Origin of the sequence: Sediminihaliea albiluteola (assembly GCF_014077625.1) — a bacterium.
Lineage (GTDB): Bacteria > Pseudomonadota > Gammaproteobacteria > Pseudomonadales > Halieaceae > Sediminihaliea > Sediminihaliea albiluteola.
Genome location: NZ_JACFXU010000013.1, coordinates 386703 through 403638, shown reverse-complemented (window position 1 = coordinate 403638; position 16936 = coordinate 386703). Strand labels below are relative to the sequence as shown.

The 16936-nt window shown below is 53.7% G+C and carries 15 protein-coding genes; all 15 read right to left on the bottom strand.

Going from position 1 to position 16936, the window contains the following annotated elements; translation table 11 throughout:
• Positions 1–16 precede the first annotated feature (16 nt).
• The gene (locus H2508_RS02845) at positions 17–1246 is read right to left on the bottom strand and encodes an O-succinylhomoserine sulfhydrylase (protein WP_182168875.1); all 1230 of its coding nucleotides are present in this window, start codon (positions 1244–1246) and stop codon (positions 17–19) included.
• Complete coding sequence (gene purF / locus H2508_RS02840) at positions 1233–2756, bottom strand: amidophosphoribosyltransferase (protein ID WP_182168874.1); 1524 nt, start codon at positions 2754–2756, stop codon at positions 1233–1235. The genes H2508_RS02845 and purF overlap by 14 nt, the downstream gene beginning before the upstream one ends.
• Before the next feature lie 40 nt (positions 2757–2796).
• The gene (locus H2508_RS02835) at positions 2797–3324 is read right to left on the bottom strand and encodes a CvpA family protein (protein ID WP_328799298.1); all 528 of its coding nucleotides are present in this window, start codon (positions 3322–3324) and stop codon (positions 2797–2799) included.
• 91 nt (positions 3325–3415) lie between these two features.
• Positions 3416–4087 (bottom strand): SPOR domain-containing protein, encoded by a 672-nt coding sequence (locus H2508_RS15215; RefSeq protein ID WP_182168873.1) that lies wholly within the window; start codon positions 4085–4087, stop codon positions 3416–3418.
• 3 nt (positions 4088–4090) lie between these two features.
• Positions 4091–5371 carry a bifunctional tetrahydrofolate synthase/dihydrofolate synthase gene (folC, locus tag H2508_RS02825; protein ID WP_182168872.1) on the bottom strand — a complete coding sequence of 427 codons (1281 nt, stop codon included), beginning with the start codon at positions 5369–5371 and terminating at the stop codon, positions 4091–4093.
• Positions 5364–6317, bottom strand: coding sequence for an acetyl-CoA carboxylase, carboxyltransferase subunit beta (gene accD, locus H2508_RS02820; RefSeq protein ID WP_182168871.1), 954 nt, complete (start codon positions 6315–6317; stop codon positions 5364–5366). The genes folC and accD overlap by 8 nt, the downstream gene beginning before the upstream one ends.
• 47 nt (positions 6318–6364) lie before the next feature.
• On the bottom strand, positions 6365–7186 hold the full coding sequence (gene trpA, locus H2508_RS02815) for a tryptophan synthase subunit alpha (protein WP_182168870.1): 822 nt from the start codon (positions 7184–7186) through the stop codon (positions 6365–6367).
• A 10-nt stretch (positions 7187–7196) separates the two neighbouring features.
• The gene (trpB, locus tag H2508_RS02810) at positions 7197–8417 is read right to left on the bottom strand and encodes a tryptophan synthase subunit beta (RefSeq protein WP_182168869.1); all 1221 of its coding nucleotides are present in this window, start codon (positions 8415–8417) and stop codon (positions 7197–7199) included.
• A 4-nt stretch (positions 8418–8421) separates the two neighbouring features.
• Positions 8422–9060: a phosphoribosylanthranilate isomerase gene (locus tag H2508_RS02805; RefSeq protein ID WP_182168868.1), complete on the bottom strand. Its 639-nt coding sequence runs from the start codon at positions 9058–9060 to the stop codon at positions 8422–8424.
• Positions 9061–9135: 75 nt separating this feature from the next.
• The gene (truA, locus tag H2508_RS02800; RefSeq protein ID WP_182168867.1) at positions 9136–9957 is read right to left on the bottom strand and encodes a tRNA pseudouridine(38-40) synthase TruA; all 822 of its coding nucleotides are present in this window, start codon (positions 9955–9957) and stop codon (positions 9136–9138) included.
• Positions 9958–9962: 5 nt separating this feature from the next.
• Positions 9963–12356: a FimV/HubP family polar landmark protein gene (locus H2508_RS02795; protein WP_182168866.1), complete on the bottom strand. Its 2394-nt coding sequence runs from the start codon at positions 12354–12356 to the stop codon at positions 9963–9965.
• Positions 12357–12572: 216 nt separating this feature from the next.
• A complete protein-coding gene (locus tag H2508_RS02790; protein ID WP_182168865.1) occupies positions 12573–13601 on the bottom strand; it encodes an aspartate-semialdehyde dehydrogenase in 1029 nt (342 codons plus the stop codon).
• 56 nt (positions 13602–13657) lie between these two features.
• Positions 13658–14737, bottom strand: a complete 1080-nt coding sequence (leuB, locus tag H2508_RS02785; RefSeq protein ID WP_182168864.1) for a 3-isopropylmalate dehydrogenase — start codon at positions 14735–14737, stop codon at positions 13658–13660.
• Between the two features lie 14 nt (positions 14738–14751).
• A complete protein-coding gene (gene leuD, locus H2508_RS02780; RefSeq protein ID WP_182168863.1) occupies positions 14752–15399 on the bottom strand; it encodes a 3-isopropylmalate dehydratase small subunit in 648 nt (215 codons plus the stop codon).
• Complete coding sequence (gene leuC / locus H2508_RS02775) at positions 15399–16829, bottom strand: 3-isopropylmalate dehydratase large subunit (RefSeq protein WP_182168862.1); 1431 nt, start codon at positions 16827–16829, stop codon at positions 15399–15401. The genes leuD and leuC overlap by 1 nt, the downstream gene beginning before the upstream one ends.
• Positions 16830–16936: the final 107 nt, after the last annotated feature.

Here is a 16936-nt window from a genome sequence, read left to right as displayed (position 1 = left end):
TGAGCTTTGTATAGGCTTACTTAAGAGCGGCAAACCCCCGCTGCAGATCTGCTTTAAGATCGTCCACGTGCTCTAGCCCCACCGCCACTCGAATCAAATTATCGCTGATGCCAGTTGCACTGCGCTGCTGGGCACTCAAACGACTATGAGTGGTCGATGCGGGGTGCACAATAGTCGATTTAGTATCACCTAAGTTGGCAGTTAAGGACAGTATGCGCGTGCCATCGATGCAGCGCCAGGCTTCCTCCTGTCCGCCGCGGATCTTAAACGACAGTACGCCGCCAAAAGCCGACTGCTGCCGAGCGGCGAGTTCGTGCCCTGGGTGACTTTCAAGACCGGCGTAATATACCCGCTCAACCACATCCTGCTGTTCAAGCCAGCGAGCTAGCTCTAATGCGTTTTGGCTGTGAGCTGCCATACGCAAGCTAAGGGTTTCCAAACCTTTGACAAAAACCCAGGCATTAAAAGGGCTCATAGTTGGCCCACAAGTGCGCAGAAAGCCGAGTACTTCGCTAATCAGCTCTTCACGCCCGACGACTGCGCCACCTACACAGCGACCCTGACCATCGAGAAATTTGGTGGCTGAATGCACCACTATATCGGCGCCTAAGGACAGGGGCTGTTGCAGTGCAGGTGTACAGAAACAATTATCGACCACCAGTAAAGCACCACTGTCTCGCGCCAGTTGTGCAAAAGCCGCTAGATCTGCCACCTCACACAAGGGGTTAGAGGGGGTTTCAAGAAATAACATAGCGGTTTCTGGGCGCAGCGCTTCCCGCCATTGATCGATTGCCAATAATGGCACCGTGGTCACTTCCACACCAAAGCGGGCTAAGTACTTGCCAAAAAGATTGCTTGTGGTGCCAAAGACATCGCGCGAGCAGATCACATGGTCCCCCGCTTTCAGCAGCGCCATGCAAGTGCTGAGAATAGCCGCCATACCGGAAGCTGTGCCCACCGCCTGCTCGCCACCTTCAAGGGCCGCTATACGCTGTTCAAAACTGCGCACTGTCGGGTTGGTATAACGCGAATACACATTGCCCGGACTGTCCCCAGAAAAACGCGCTGCGGCCTCTGCGGCAGATGCAAAGACATAGCTAGAAGTGGCATAAATAGGCTCAGAATGCTCACCCTCTTGGCTGCGCTGAATGCCTGCGCGAATCGCCAAGGTGTCAGGGTGGGCTGCTGCTAGGGCATCCTCTAGTTGCTGATCGACTCGGGTATGCATAGCATCAGGAAGCGTCATTATACAGCCCCACTATGGCCCCCTCTTCCTGTAGGCCTGCCTTGCTTTGTTTACGCGCTTCGTCACTGCGTTGGGCTGCCAGCTGGTCTAAATAGGCTTGGTCAATATCACCGGTGATGTAATTGCCATCAAACACCGAGCAATCAAAACCATCGGCATGAATATTACCTTCATGGGAACAAGCGACCAGATCCTCTAGGTCTTGGAACACCAGCCAGTCAGCGCCGATTAATTCGCAGACCTCTTCGACACTGCGATTGTGGGCAATTAATTCTGACGCGGTCGGCATATCGATCCCATAGACATTGGGATAGCGCACCGGCGGTGCCGCAGAGGCGAAATAGACTTTAGCTGCGCCGGCGTCGCGAGCCATTTGGATAATCTGCCTACAGGTAGTGCCGCGGACAATGGAATCATCCACCAACATGACATTCTTACCGTCAAACTCCAGAGGCACCGGATTAAGCTTCTGCCGTACGGATTTTTTACGCTGGCTCTGTCCCGGCATAATGAAAGTACGACCGATATAGCGGTTCTTCATAAAGCCTTCACGGAATTTAATATCCAAGGCTGTCGCTAAAGACTGGGCGGCGATCCGGCTGGTGTCGGGAATTGGAATGACCACATCGATATCGTGGTTGGGGCGCTCGCGCAGAATTTTACGTGCCATATACTCGCCCTGGCGCATGCGAGTTTTGTAGACCGACACGCCATCCATTAATGAGTCGGGGCGAGCGAAGTAGACATGCTCGAAGATACAAGGACTCAGGCGAGTCTTTGCTGCACATTGACGTCGATGAAGTTGACCCTGGCGATCGATAAATACCGCCTCACCCGGTGCCACATCATCAATCATTTCAAAGCCGAGTACATCAAGAGCGACGCTTTCCGAGGCCAACATGTACTCTTCACCCTGCTCAGAATCACGCTTACCCACTACCAAGGGACGAATACCGTTGGGATCTCGGAACCCAACCACCCCGTAATCAACTACCATGGCGACCGCAGCGTAACCACCGCGACAGCGACGATGCACCGCCTCAACGGCCTTAAAAATATCATCTGCAACGGGGCTGAGCTTGCCGAGAGTCTGCATTTCATGGGCGAAAATATTGAGCAGTACTTCGGAATCTGAATCAGTATTGAGATGCCGCAAATCATCCTGAAACAGCTCTTTAGCTAATTGCTCAGAGTTGGTCAGGTTGCCGTTGTGGGCTAGCGCAATACCGTAGGGGGAGTTAACGTAAAAGGGCTGTGCCAGTGCGGTGCCAAAACTGCCCGCGGTGGGATAGCGAACATGGCCAATACCAATCGGGCCTTGCAAGCGCTCCATATGGTGCTGTTGAAACACATCGCGCACCAGGCCTTCGCGCTTGCGTTGGTTAAACCTGCCATTACTGCAGGTCATAATACCTGCGGCATCTTGCCCGCGATGCTGTAGCACCGTCAGCGCATCGTAAATATCGGCGGCGACGTTGCTCTTACCGACCATTCCAACTAAACCACACATGGAATTCTCCTCACAGCGATGGGTGCACTGCAGCTTGTTCTTAAACCGAGCGCTCCGGCACGATGGCCGATAAGTCGCCTGTATCAAAGCGGCCCAGAATACCCTGAGCCCAATTCATCAATGCATCCACCTGCGGCATCAGCTGCGCTTGATGCAACCACATGTGGTCGCGAGGTGGCAGCAGTTCTCTGATGAGAAACACCAACACGAGCACAATCACCACACCGCGAGTGAATCCGAAAATAGTACCCAACAGGCGGTCCGTTGGGCCCATACCAGTTGCTCTGACCAACTGTGACATCACCATACCGGCCAAACCAGCCAAGACCAGCACCACCACAAACAGTAGCAGCCAAGCAGCCATATAGCGCGCCGTAATATTGCTAATGAACTCAGTTAAACTAGAGGCCAGTTGACTGGCGTATAAGTTTGCGATAACAAAGGCTGCTACCCAGCCCACTAGCGAGAGCGCCTCCCGCGTAAAACCGCGCCATAAACTAAGCAGCGTAGATAAGCCCACAATGCCAATAATGGCCCAGTCGAGCCAGGTCATAAGATCCCAGTTCACAAACACTCACCGACACATTGACTGCGCATTCTAACAGAGCAGCCTAGGGCACAGAAATGAAGATTAGTCTGTAATTTTCCAGCTATTGGCATCAAGGTAGGTAGCGCCGAATCATCGATTTGACTCCAAACTGCCGGTCCACATCGGCCTTGATGGCATCGAGTTTAGCGCGCTCAAATTTAGGTCCCACATAGACCCGGTAGACTGTCTTGTCTCCAGCCTGAGCCGTTTTGATATAGGCCTTATGGCCCATATTTTGGAGCCGCTGACGGGTATTTTCAGCGCTTTCTTTACGGCTGACGCTAACCACTTGCAGCATCCAAGCCACCGGTACGCCCTGAGCATCAATTTCTGGCTGGACCGGGGGCTCACTGCGGGTCTTGCTAGCGACGCTTAAATCCTTCTCAGCTGCTGCCGGGGGCGGAGTGACAGGCTGAGCCGGCTCAACTGGAACTTGAGCGGCTTCTGGCGACTTTGAGTCTTGCTGCACAACTTCGCCTGGGGACTCTTCGGGCACTAAGTGCTCCTGTGGCTCCACAAAGTCCAGCTCGCTATCTTGAAGCTCGAGTGGTTTGGAGGCACGCAGGCCTACCCTGTCCGGCGAAGGCAAAGGCCTTGTATCAATATTAGGCCGCGGTGGCAGACGCACTTCGCTAGCGCTCGGCGCGGCATCAGGCTCGACAAAGATAATCGGCCAGAACACAACACCCAGCGCGACCAGAATCAAAGCGCCTACAAGGCGCTGTTTAAGGACGTCGTTCACCTATTATTTCCTGTTGCGATCTTTTTCCAGCAGCGGTAATAGCTCTGCCACGGTAGAAAATGAACCAAACACAACCAAACGATCTTGTTCTGTTATCAGGCTCTGGGCACGACGAAATGCCTGACGTAAGTTTTTACTAACACTGATCATATACTGATTTTCATCGCGCAGCATGGCAGCGATATCAGCCGCCTTGGCGGCCCGCGGGTTGCTAGGCTGATCAGCCAGAAACCATGCTGTAAAACTCGCAGCAGATAGGCGAATTATATCGCGAACTGCCTTGTCTTCCATTGCTGAAAAAAGAGCAATTGTCTTTCCCTCACACGGATTTAGCTGCAAGTATTCAAGTAATTTCTCAACCGAATGAGGGTTGTGCGCAACATCTAAAATATAATCGCGGCCAGCGATGGCTACTGACTGCCGACGCCCCACTGGAGCAAAGTCAGCAAGGGCCTGAGAAAGCTCTAAATGAGTCACATCCTCCCCCAGCAAACTCAAGGCCTGCAGCGCGGCACAGAGGTTAGTGGCGATTATCGGGCTCTGCGGCTGAGGCTCGAGCTCAATCAAGCTACCATCAGCACTGCGCACTCGAGCCTGCCAAGTGCCAGCTTGCTCATCGCAAAAAAAGTCACGACCGATAAAATAAGGCTCTGCAGCACTCTCAGCAATCGCCTGTAGCAAGCCTTCGCTCGGTGCCGGCTCAGCGATCACAGCCGGACGCTGAGCACGTAATACACCGGCCTTCTCTCGACCAATGGCGTCAATGTCATCACCTAACCACTGCTGGTGATCCAGAGCGATACTGGTAATCACTGCCACTGAGGCATCGACGATATTGACCGCGTCCAAGCGCCCACCGAGCCCCACTTCTAAGACCACAACATCAGCAGCATCACTGCGAAACACTAACAGCGCTGCCAAGGTGGCAAACTCAAAATAGCTCAGCGAGATATCGCCACGAGCCTCTTCTATACGAGCAAAAGCAGCGACGATGTCCTCGTCACTTGCCTCAAAGCCCGCCACCCGAATTCGCTCATTAAAGCGCAATAGATGCGGCGAAGAGAAAACCCCAGGTCTGCGCCCCAACTGCAAGAGCAGCGACTCAAGAGCCGCTGCAGTGGAGCCTTTGCCGTTAGTGCCGGCAATCGTCAAGACCGGCACAGTGAGGGGCAGCAATCCGAGTCGCTCTGCGACCTCGCCTACCCGCTCAAGGCCGAGATCTATTTCATTAGGGTGGCGCTGCTCAAGCCGCTGCAACCAAAGCCCAAGATCATTGTCACTCATCTTCTGGCTTAGATTCCGCCTCTACTTCCTGCTCAAGCGCTGCCTCATCTTGTTCTAGCTCATCCTCTTCAGCTTCAGCTTTCTGGCTGAGCTCGCTATTGGTCAACTTAGCCAATAAACGCGCGAGCGTATCACGCATGTCATTGCGGTGAACGATCATGTCGATGGCGCCGTGCTCAAGTAAAAACTCACTGCGCTGGAAGCCTTTAGGGAGCTTCTGTCGAATCGTTTGTTCGATGATATTGGGGCCGGCAAAACCGGCTCGAGCATCCGGTTCAGCAACATTAATATCACCCAATAAAGCCAGAGACGCCGACACGCCACCGTAGATGGGGTCTGTCATCACCGATACATAGGGGACACCAGCCAGCTTCAAGCGCTCGATCACAGCGCTAGTTTTAGCCATTTGCATCAAGGAAATTAGCGCTTCCTGCATGCGAGCACCACCGGAGGCCGAGAAGCACACCATGGGTATGCCCTCCTCTAAAGCCAGCTGCGCCGCCCGGGTGAATTTCTCACCCACCGCATAGCCCATGGAGCCGCCATGGAAGGCAAACTCAAAAGCCACTACCACTACCGGCAAGCCTTGTAAGGTGCCGCGCATAGCAATCAGTGCATCTTTCTCACCGGTTGATTTCTGCGCCGCTGACAGGCGGTCCCGATAGCGCTTTTTATCTCTGAATTTCAGCCGATCTAGGGGCTCAATTTCACTAAAGATTTCTTCCCGACCCTCTTTGTCAAGGAAGATATCAAGGCGACGTCGCGCACCAATTCGCATGTGGTGGTCACACTTAGGACACACATCTTCGTTGCGCTCGACGTCAGGGCGATACAATACCGCCTCGCACTTAAGGCATTTTTTCCACAGCCCTTCGGGTACGTTGGAACGGCGTTGCCCTTCTTCTCTACGCACACCAGATGGCAGTATCTTGTCAATCCAGCTCATGATCTCTCCCGCTTTGTTGAGGGGATTATAAACGGCTGCGCCGTTAACTAGGAACCCGTGTTATCCATGCCCCGGCGTATTTCAGCTAATAGACCGGCGACTCTAGCAATTAATGACTCTGGCTGCTCATTAGCCGCCAGACCATCACTCAAACATTGTACCAGCGCACTGCCTACAACCACGCCATCGGCAACCCCAGCAATAGCACTAGCAGAAGTCGCGTCTTTGATACCAAAACCTACCGCTAAGGGCAGCTCGGTATGTTGGCGAATTCTAGCCAATTGAGTCGCCACTTGATCTGTATCAAGGTGGCCCGCCCCGGTCACACCTTTAAGTGCCACGTAATAAATGAAGCCACTGGCTTGATCAGCAATTAGCTGCATCCGCTCATCTGGCGTGGTCGGCGCAATCAAAAAGATATTATCCATGGCCACACGGCGCAACTCAGTGTTCAACAGGGCCACTTCTTCTGGTGGTATGTCGACAGTTAGCGCGGCATCAATACCCGCGGCATGCGCCGCATCGGCAAATTGCGCATAGCCCATACGCGCCACTGGGTTGGCGTAGCCCATCAGCAAGACCGGAGTTTCCTTATCCCGCTCACGGAACTGCGCCACCATCTCTAATACGTCACGCAGCCTAGTACCCTCATCCAAAGCTCGCTCATGAGCCAGTTGGATGGTTGGCCCCTCGGCCATTGGGTCGGAAAATGGCACGCCCAATTCCAAAATATCGGCGCCGGCTTCGACCAAGGCATGCATCAGGGGAACTGTGATGTCTTTACTCGGATCACCAGCGACTATGTAGGGAATAAGCGCCTTGCGCCCCTGCTGCGCTAATTGTTCAAAACGTCCCTTTATTCGACTCACAAGTCTTTCCTCAAAACTGTATACCGTCGAGCTCAGCGACGGTATGAATGTCTTTGTCACCGCGGCCAGACAAGTTAACCACAATGTGTTGGTCTGGGCGCATATCCGCAGCCAGTTTGGCGGCGTAAGCCAGAGCATGACTGCTCTCAAGGGCTGGCATGATGCCCTCGACACGAGTCAGGGTATGGAATGCGGCCAGTGCTTCGTCGTCATTAGCCACAACATAGCTCACCCTGCCGATATCTTTTAGCCACGCATGTTCTGGGCCCACGCCGGGGTAATCTAAGCCAGCTGAGATCGAATGGGTGTGCAAAATCTGACCGTCTTCATCCTGCATTAAATAAGTTCGGTTGCCATGTAATATCCCTGGCGAACCCGCATTGAGTGGTGCGGCGTGCTCACCACTGCTCATGCCTCGTCCACCTGCTTCAACGCCATACATGGCAACGCTTTGGTCATTTAAGAAGGGGTGGAACAGACCGATGGCATTAGAGCCACCGCCGATGCAGGCTACCAGTGCATCTGGCAACTTACCCACTTGCGCCAAAGACTGCTCGCGGGCTTCGCGACCGATAACACACTGAAAATCACGCACCATCGCAGGGTAAGGATGAGGGCCAGCGACCGTACCAATAATGTAAAAGGTGTCATCGACATTGGTGACCCAGTCGCGCATCGCTTCGTTCATGGCGTCTTTAAGGGTTTTAGAGCCAGAGCTAACCGGAATCACTTCGGCACCGAGCAATTTCATTCGATAGACATTAAGGGCTTGCCGGCGCACGTCTTCCTCACCCATAAAAATCTGGCACTCAAGGCCGAGACGGGCAGCGATAGTCGCCGTAGCAACGCCGTGCTGCCCAGCGCCAGTTTCAGCAATCACGCGCTTTTTCCCCATGTGCTTGGCCAGCAAGGCCTGACCCACAGTGTTGTTCACCTTGTGGGCACCGGTGTGGTTGAGGTCTTCTCGCTTCAAAAAGATACGCGCCCCACCGATTTGCTCTGACCAGCGACGAGCCTCGTATAGCGGCGATGGTCGACCTACGTAATGTGCTAAGTCTTGGTCTAGCTCACGCTGAAAATCAGGGTCTAGGGAGAGCTTGTTGTAGAGGGTTTCAAGTTCAGACAGAGCCGACATCAGCGTCTCAGCAACATATTTGCCGCCGTACTCGCCAAAGCGTCCATAGGCGTCGGGCACTGTTCCAAATATGTTTTGATCTATTTCACTGCTCATTACATCACACCTTCAAGTGTTGGTCGGCGGCACGCACCGCCGCTATAAACTGTTCCATTTTGTTTGCATCTTTTCGCCCAGGCGACTGTTCAACGCCGCCGCTGATATCTACCGCAGCAGGACGCAGCAAAGCCATCCCCTGAGCGACATTGTCTGCATTCAGGCCACCAGCTAAAACGACTGGTCGAGAAAACTCTTGTCGCGCCTGGGACCAATCAAAGACCTGACCGGTGCCTCCTGGCACACCTTCCTGCCAGCTATCGAGCAAGATGCCGTTTGCCTTGCGATAGGGTTCACAAGCCGCCCTAAGATCCATACCCGAGCGAACTCGTATAGCCTTGAGATAAGGACGCTTAAATTGCTCGCAATACTGGGCGTCTTCATCACCGTGAAACTGCAGCGTATGCAGCGGCAGCTTATCGAGGATATGCTGCACTTGTTCTGCCCTCTCATTCACAAATAGCGCTACGATCTGTACAAATGGCGGCACAGTCGCGACTATTTCCTGGGCCTGTTCTAGGCTCACCGCCCGCGGACTAGGGGCGTAAAACACCAAGCCCAAAGCGTCGGCACCAGCATCGACGGCAGAGATGGCATCAAGCGGATTGGTAATACCGCAGATCTTGATACGAGTTTGGCTCACGCTTTAATCAGTCACTCGAAACAGGGGGCAGAATCATACCAGACTGCAAGCGCTACTGTCTTTACAGGACTGGCTTTAGCCGCCCAGTATCAGCGGCCCTTCGGGCACTGCTGGCAGTGTGAAACGCTCTGGATAGAGTACTTCCATCAAGTACAAACCATCTGCTGCAGCAGTATCGGCGGCCAACTTGCGATCGCGCCCCGCCAAGACCTTGGCCAACCAGCCCACTGCCTGCCGTCCACTACCGAGCAACATCAAGCTCCCCGCAATATTGCGCACCATATGATGTAGGAAAGCATTTGCTTGGATATCTATCACCACCAGTGAGCCTCGGCGAGTGACTGCAAGGCTTTGGACATTGCGATAAGGGCTATTGGATTGACAGGCCGCTGCTCGAAAGGCACTAAAATCTTGCTCGCCAAGTAAGCACTGCGCCTCGCGATGCATCAACTGGGCATCTAGAGCATGGCGATACCAAGTGACCTGTTGATTTAAATGTGCTGGACGGATTGTAGTATTGGCAATGATGTAGCAGTAACGCCGAGAAATAGCTGAAAAACGTGCGTGAAAGTCTTTCGGCACAGCTTGCGCCCAGTGCACGCGAATATCGCTTGGCAAATTGGCATTTGTACCGAGCACCCAAGCTTTAGGGCTGCGCTCAACCGGCGAATCAAAATGAATGGTCTGGGCAAAGCCGTGTACCCCACTATCGGTACGCCCCGCACACTGCACTCGCAGCGGCTGCGCGGCAACGCGAGACAAAGCTAGCTCTAGGGTATCTTGTACCGTGGTGGAGTGAGCTTGAGGCTGTGACTGCCAGCCATTATAGCGACTGCCGTCATACTCAATACGACAGGCAATTCGTGTACCAGCAGGCAGCGGATCGGGTGAACACAAGTCTCTCAAAGTCGGTCGAGCAGAGCCTGCGCCTCCTGCTGCTGTTGCTGGCTACCCTCGAGCACGACCTCATCAAGAATTTGCCGAGCGCCATCTTCATCGCCCATATCCATATATGCGCGGGCCAAATCCAACTTAGTCGAAATGCGGCTATCCTCGGAGGCAAACATCAGATCTTCGTCATCATCAGCTAGATCAGCCTCATCAAAGCTAGCAAAATCAGCGCTCAAATCGAGCTCTTCACCTGGCTCAATACCGAAGTCATCTTCAATTTCGAGCTCATCAAAGCCCTCTGCGCTAGCCAAATCGGACTCAGCAAATCCCGTGCTTATATCGCTATTGCGCGAGCCCAGTCCAAATTCTGAAGCACCTTCGGGCTGACCGGCTGTAGGCCTGTTAAATTGATCGCTGCTAGCGATGCCCTGAGCCCCTGACGCGAGCACTTGCTCAGCCCGAGCCAGCACTTGCTGATCGCCGATGCCGCGCAATGCTGCAAGCTGCTCTTCTGCATTAGCAGGCTGCCCAAGCTGATGGTAAAGCTCTAACAGCCGCAGACGATAAAGGGGATTGTTCGGCTCTGAAGCAATAGCTGTTTTAAGCAAGTCTATCGCCTGCGGGTAGCGCCTGTAGGCAATAAAAATATCCACCTCTGCCAGTGCATCGTCACTATGACTATCAGTGAGGTGGCCATGCTGATGCTCTGCAGCTGCTGAGACAGGCTGAGCAGCATCGGCAGCTAACACCGCCGAGTCCGATTGAGCAGCAAAATTGCTCGCTTCATTATCATCGGCGGATGGGTTTTTGCTTACGGCTGCTATACCGGCAAAGATATCATTGCTTGCACTGTCATCTTCGTCGCTTTGCTGCTGGCGCCGGCGCCAGAACCACAGTCCCGCCAAAGCCGCCAATAACAGTGCAACAGCCGGATAGAGCCAAGTAGAAAACCAAGAACTGCCGGCAAGGGGCAATGAGTCCGAAGCAGGTTTAGCTGCTGCGGACCCACTGTCACTGGCTTTATTTGGCGCGGAGAGCTCCTTCGCGGCGCCTGGCTCAGCCTGAACTTGCGCATCTTGCTGTCCTGCTGCTATAGACTGATCACTTGCTGCCCCGAGGCTTTGTTGCTGGGCACTGAGCAAAGCATCTGAATCAGCAGGCAAGCTATCTTCGGCTTCGAAGCCTTGCGCCGCTTCGCTCCGCTCAGCCGCACTAGTCACATCCTCTGTGTTAAGACCGAGGCCTGGGGGCAATTCTCCCGAGGGGCTTTGGGCGCGCAGGGCTTCCTGCAGTGCGCGTATTTGATCGTCCTTAACCGAGACAATACTCTGCAGGCTCTGCACTTGCTCACTGAGCGAGTCTAAACGGCTCTGTAAGGCCTTACTTTGCTGCTCAAAGCGTTGCAATGCTTCCATAGCACCAGAGAGCGCCGCAGCATTGGCAGAGGAGTTAAGCTGTTCAGACTCAAGAGCTTCAGGCTCAGCCTGTGCCTCCTGAGGCTCAGCAGAAACTCTCAGTGCTGGTTTTTCAACAGCCTTAGCTGAGGCCGATGAACGACCAGCACGCCAATCTTCGTTCTGCTGTTTAATTTCAGACAGTGCTTGAGCCAGATCAGCGGAACTAATCTCTTCTGCTGAGGGCAAGTAAATAATATAGCCGGCTTTGATCTGGTTGATATTGCCATCAATGAAGGCATCGGGGTTGAGACGCTGAATATCCAGCATCGTTTGATGAACAGAAACACCTTCGGGCGCTGCTACTCGAGCGATGCTCCATAAATTTTCATCGCGGCGAATCATGTAGCGAGCGCCGGGCTCAGGCACAGCCGCCGTACCCGCACTATAGTCACGCTGGGGCATAGCCCCTGAAGCTAAATCAGACTGTTTCTGTAGCTCAAGGTGAGTCCCAGACTGCTGTGTTTCAGTCTTTTTTTTTGCCGGAGCGGGACTGCCTTCAAGTTCGGCGACCCGCTCAGTAGCTGAAACAACCTTGGTACTTTGATCGAAGGCTGGCGGGTCAACCAGTACCGTATATTCACGTAGTAAACGACCTGAAGGCCAACGAGTCTCAAGGATAAAGTCTAGGTAGGGCTCGAGCACCGGATCGTCGGAACTCAGTAGAATATAGCCGCGACCTTGCTCGTCGAGTTGAATTTCAAACTTAATACCGGTGAGGAAATACGCACGATCTACGCCGAGGCGATTAAAGTCCTCGGCGGTGGCAAGTCGTACTTTAATTTGATCCGCTTGCAGATCAGCAGTGTTAAGCAGGTCAACTTTTGCTTTTAAGGGCTCATTGAGAAAGGATTCTAAGCTCAACTCCCCTAGGCCTAGCGCCCAAACCGAGCTGGCCTGAAGGCAGCCCAAGGAGAACATCACCGCCGCTAATTTACGCTTTTGCGCCATACCCTAGCCTTATTATTTTATAGCAGCCCCTAGACGGCACTGACATCCCCTCGTTCAATTGCTTATTTGGGGCAGGTGAAGAACCCAAAACTTAATTCAGTCGACAACTACAAAGCAGCTGAAAGCTATTGCAGAGATCATGTGAGGCGCTCTAGCAAGCCCTAGCGGCCCCTTAGAGCGCCCCAGATGTCGCCAAGTATGTCGGCATGGACTTTATTAATCAAGATAGCCCTGCTCAATCAAACTCTCAGCAATTTGGACACTGTTAAGTGCTGCACCTTTGCGCACGTTATCGGCGACAACCCAGAGGTTTAAACCGTTTGGGTGTGAGATGTCTTCGCGGATACGTCCGACATAGACTGGATCTTTACCTGCAGCCTCTGATACAGCCGTCGGGTAACCACCATCGGCTCGCTCATCCATGACCGTGACCCCGGGTGCCTTGCTTAACAACTCACGCGCCTGTTCGGCAGTGATCTTTTCCGCGGTTTCGATATGCAGCGCTTCGGAGTGACCGAAAAACACCGGAATGCGCACACAGGTCGGGTTCACCTGGATATCAGCATCAGCGAAGATTTTCTGAGTTTCCCAAACCATCTTCATTTCTTCCCGGGTGTAGCCATTCTCTTGGAAAGTGTCGATATGGGGCAGTGCGTTAAAGGCGATCTGCTTAGGATAGACCTCACACTCGGGCTCCTGACCATTCAGCAGACGCGCCGTTTGGCTGGCCAGTTCTTCGATCGCTTCTTTGCCAGTGCCAGAGACCGCTTGATAGGTCGAAACGTTAATACGCTTAATACCCACCGCGTCATAAATTGGCTTCAGTGCAACTAGCATCTGAATGGTTGAGCAGTTGGGGTTGGCGATAATGTTGCGCTTCTTGTAATCGCCCAAGGCCTCGATATTGACCTCTGGAACAATCAGCGGAATGTCTTCATCGCGACGGAATTCAGAAGTGTTATCAATGACCACACAGCCCGCCGCTGCCGCTTTAGGCGCATACTCTTTCGATAGGCTGCCACCTGCGGAAAACAGGCCGATCTGAACTTGGCTGAAATCGAAGTCTGCCAAATTAGAAACTGTCACTGACTTGCCTTTAAACTTGATCACCTTACCTGCTGAGCGACTCGAGGCTAGGGCGTACAAGTTGCGCACTGGAAAGTCGCGCTGCTCAAGGATTTCGATAATGGTTTCGCCGACAGCACCGGTGGCGCCGACGACTGCTACATCGTATGAATCTGCCATGGAGTTTATGTCCTATGCTTGGGGTGAATGTTGGAGTAGGTGAATCGTACAGTGCCTCAAGCTTGGAGTGCGCGTATGACCGCTTCGCCCATCTCAGAGGTAGACACCCGTTGGTAATCTCCAGAGTGTATATCTGCAGTGCGCAAACCTTGGTCTAGCACCGCACTAACTGCTTGTTCGATAGCCTCTGCTGCGGGGACTTCATTGAGAGTGTAGCGCAGCATCATTGCCACCGACAAAATAGTGGCCAAGGGGTTAGCTATACCCTTGCCAGCGATATCCGGCGCTGAACCGTGGCAGGGCTCGTACATACCACGTCCCTGCTGATCAAGTGAGGCCGAGGGCAGCATGCCAATCGAGCCGGTAAGCATGGCAGCGGCGTCTGACAGAATGTCGCCAAACATATTGCCCGTAACCAATACATCGAACTGCTTCGGAGCCCGCACTAACTGCATCGCCGCGTTGTCCACGTACATATGTGTCAGCTCCACGTCTGGATAGTCACGGGCCACCTCTTCCATGACCTCGCGCCACAGCACTGTCACTTCCAGTACGTTGGACTTGTCGACTGAGCACACCCGTTTGTCGCGCTGGCGTGCCAGTGAAAATGCCAAGTGACCAATGCGGCGAATCTCAGACTCGCTATAAACATAAGTGTTATAGCCCTGACGCTCACCGTTATCGAGGGTGCGAATACCGCGGGGCTCACCAAAGTAAATGCCGCCGGTAAGCTCACGGACAATCAGAATATCCAAACCAGCTACCAACTCCGCTTTGAGACTGGAAGCCTCTGCCAACTGCGGGTACAGCAGTGCTGGCCGCAGGTTACCAAAGAGTTGCAGCTCGGAGCGCAAGCCTAGCAAGCCGCGCTCAGGGCGCAGATGACGCTCAAGCTTGTCCCACTCGGGGCCACCGACAGCGCCGAGCAAAATTGCATCACTGGCACGGGCCTTAGTCAGGGTTTCCTCGGGCAGCGGTACGCCGCAGGCATCAATTGCTGCGCCGCCCAGAAGCGCGTGATCCAAGCTCAAGTCCAGCTTGAAGCGCTCGTTGACCAAGTCCAGTACTTTCACCGCTTCGGTCATGATTTCTGGCCCGATATGATCACCGGGCAGGATGAGTATTTTGCGTGACACTGGCTTACTCCGTGTTATTTAAGGCTGCCAAACAGCCAGGGATTGCGCTGCTGGTGTTGTTTTTCAAAGGCGCGAATGGCCTCGGCGCTTTGCAAGGTCAGACCAATATCGTCCAAACCGTTGACTAGGCAGTGCTTGCGAAACTCTTCAACCTCAAAGGGAATCACTTCACCAGAAGCACTGCGAATTTCCTGGGCCGGCAAATCAATGGTCAGGCTGAAGCCTTCTTCGGCATACATCTTTTCGAAAAGATCTGAGACAGTTTCTTCTGGTAAAACAATAGGTAGCACACCGTTCTTAAAGCAGTTGTTAAAGAAGATATCGGCATAGCTAGGGGCAATAACGCAGCGAAAGCCAAAATCTTCCAAAGCCCAAGGGGCGTGCTCACGACTAGAGCCGCAGCCAAAGTTCTTCCTAGTCAGCAATATAGAGGCGCCGGCATAGCGTGGCTGGTTGAGCGGGAAGTCCGGGTTCAATGGCCGCTTACTGTTGTCCTGTCCAGGCTGCCCTTCATCCAAATAGCGCAAGGCATCAAACAAGTTAGGGCCAAAACCGCTGCGCTTAATCGACTTGAGAAACTGCTTGGGAATAATCAAGTCAGTGTCGACATTGGCGCGATCCATCGGAGCCACAATGCCCTCGTGTACGGTAAAGCTTCTCATTACGCTCCCTCCTGCCAGTTGCGCACATCGACAAAATGACCAGCCACTGCCGCTGCAGCAGCCATTGCTGGGCTGACTAAATGCGTGCGACCACCAAAGCCTTGGCGCCCTTCGAAGTTTCGGTTAGAGGTGGAAGCGCAGTGCTCGCCATCACCCAGTTTATCGGCGTTCATAGCCAGGCACATGGAACAACCTGGCTCGCGCCACTCCATGCCCGCCTCAACAAAGATCTTATCCAGACCTTCGGCTTCAGCCTGGGCCTTGACTTCACCAGAACCTGGCACCACCAGTGCTTGCTTAACACTGGCGGCAACTTGCTTACCGCGCACCACCGCTGCTGCCTCGCGCAGGTCTTCAATACGGGAGTTAGTACAGGAGCCAATAAAGATTCGATCAGGCTTGATATCAGTAATCGGCATACCCGCCTTCAAGCCCATGTACTCCAAAGCGCGGCGCACCGACTCACGCGCTGTTTCACTATCGAATGAATCTGGGTCCGGTAGTAGGCCATCAATCGGCAGCACCATTTCCGGCGAAGTGCCCCAAGTGACCTGGGGCTGAATATCTTCAGCGCGCATTTCCACGACCGCATCAAATACCGCATCGTCATCGCTGTGCAGTTCCGACCAAGCCGCTACAGCCTGCTCCCACTGCTCCCCCTTGGGGGCGTAAGTGCGGCCTTTAACGTATTCAATAGTGGTGTCATCAACCGCCACCATACCGGCCCGGGCGCCCGCTTCGATCGACATATTACAGAGCGTCATACGACCCTCCATGCTCAGTGAGCGCACCGCTTCGCCGCCAAACTCAATGGCGTAGCCGGTACCGCCGGCGGTGCCTATTTTACCGATGATCGCCAGTGCAAGATCCTTTGCTGTCACACCCTTTTGCAGCTGACCGTCGACACGGACCAGCATGTTCTTCATTTTCTTGGTGCTCAGACACTGGCTAGCTAGCACGTGCTCCACTTCAGAGGTGCCGATGCCGTGTGCCAGCGCACCCAGTGCACCGTGAGTAGAAGTGTGCGAGTCACCGCAGACCACCGTCATGCCGGGCAAGGTCGCGCCCTGCTCTGGGCCCACCACGTGCACAATGCCTTGGCGACGATCGTTAATCGGGATCTCAACGATGTCAAAATCGCTACAGTTATCGCCCAGAGTCTGCACTTGCAGGCGCGAAATTGGATCGATAATGCCCTCGACCCCACCGGCCCGCTCTGCTGTTGTGGTGGGTACGTTGTGATCAGACACCGCCAGGTTGGCATCCAAGCGCCAAGGCTTGCGACCGGCTAAACGCAGCCCTTCAAAGGCTTGCGGTGAGGTCACTTCGTGCAGCAAATGACGATCTATATAAAGCAGTGAGGTCCCATCAGGATGAGACTCGACTAAGTGCTGCTGCCACAATTTGTCGTACAGAGTTTGTCCGGCCATGTTCTACCTCGCTCGGTGTCTTGCGACCTAGGGAATAAGGCGATTTTAAGCTTGCCCATTCAATAAAACAAATTTATTATTTTTATTTGTTTCATTCCTTTTGGGAA

Excerpts from the sequence above, each read along its gene's own strand:
- folC (WP_182168872.1), bottom strand. The coding sequence starts at position 5,371 with ATGAGTGACAATGATCTTGGGCTTTGGTTGCAGCGGCTTGAGCAGCGC.
- trpB (WP_182168869.1), bottom strand. The coding sequence starts at position 8,417 with ATGAGCAGTGAAATAGATCAAAACATATTTGGAACAGTGCCCGACGCC.
- accD (WP_182168871.1), bottom strand. The coding sequence starts at position 6,317 with ATGAGCTGGATTGACAAGATACTGCCATCTGGTGTGCGTAGAGAAGAA.
- leuC (WP_182168862.1), bottom strand. The coding sequence starts at position 16,829 with ATGGCCGGACAAACTCTGTACGACAAATTGTGGCAGCAGCACTTAGTC.
- purF (WP_182168874.1), bottom strand. The coding sequence starts at position 2,756 with ATGTGTGGTTTAGTTGGAATGGTCGGTAAGAGCAACGTCGCCGCCGAT.
- H2508_RS02790 (WP_182168865.1), bottom strand. The coding sequence starts at position 13,601 with ATGGCAGATTCATACGATGTAGCAGTCGTCGGCGCCACCGGTGCTGTC.
- H2508_RS02845 (WP_182168875.1), bottom strand. The coding sequence starts at position 1,246 with ATGACGCTTCCTGATGCTATGCATACCCGAGTCGATCAGCAACTAGAG.
- H2508_RS02795 (WP_182168866.1), bottom strand. The coding sequence starts at position 12,356 with ATGGCGCAAAAGCGTAAATTAGCGGCGGTGATGTTCTCCTTGGGCTGC.
- leuD (WP_182168863.1), bottom strand. The coding sequence starts at position 15,399 with ATGAGAAGCTTTACCGTACACGAGGGCATTGTGGCTCCGATGGATCGC.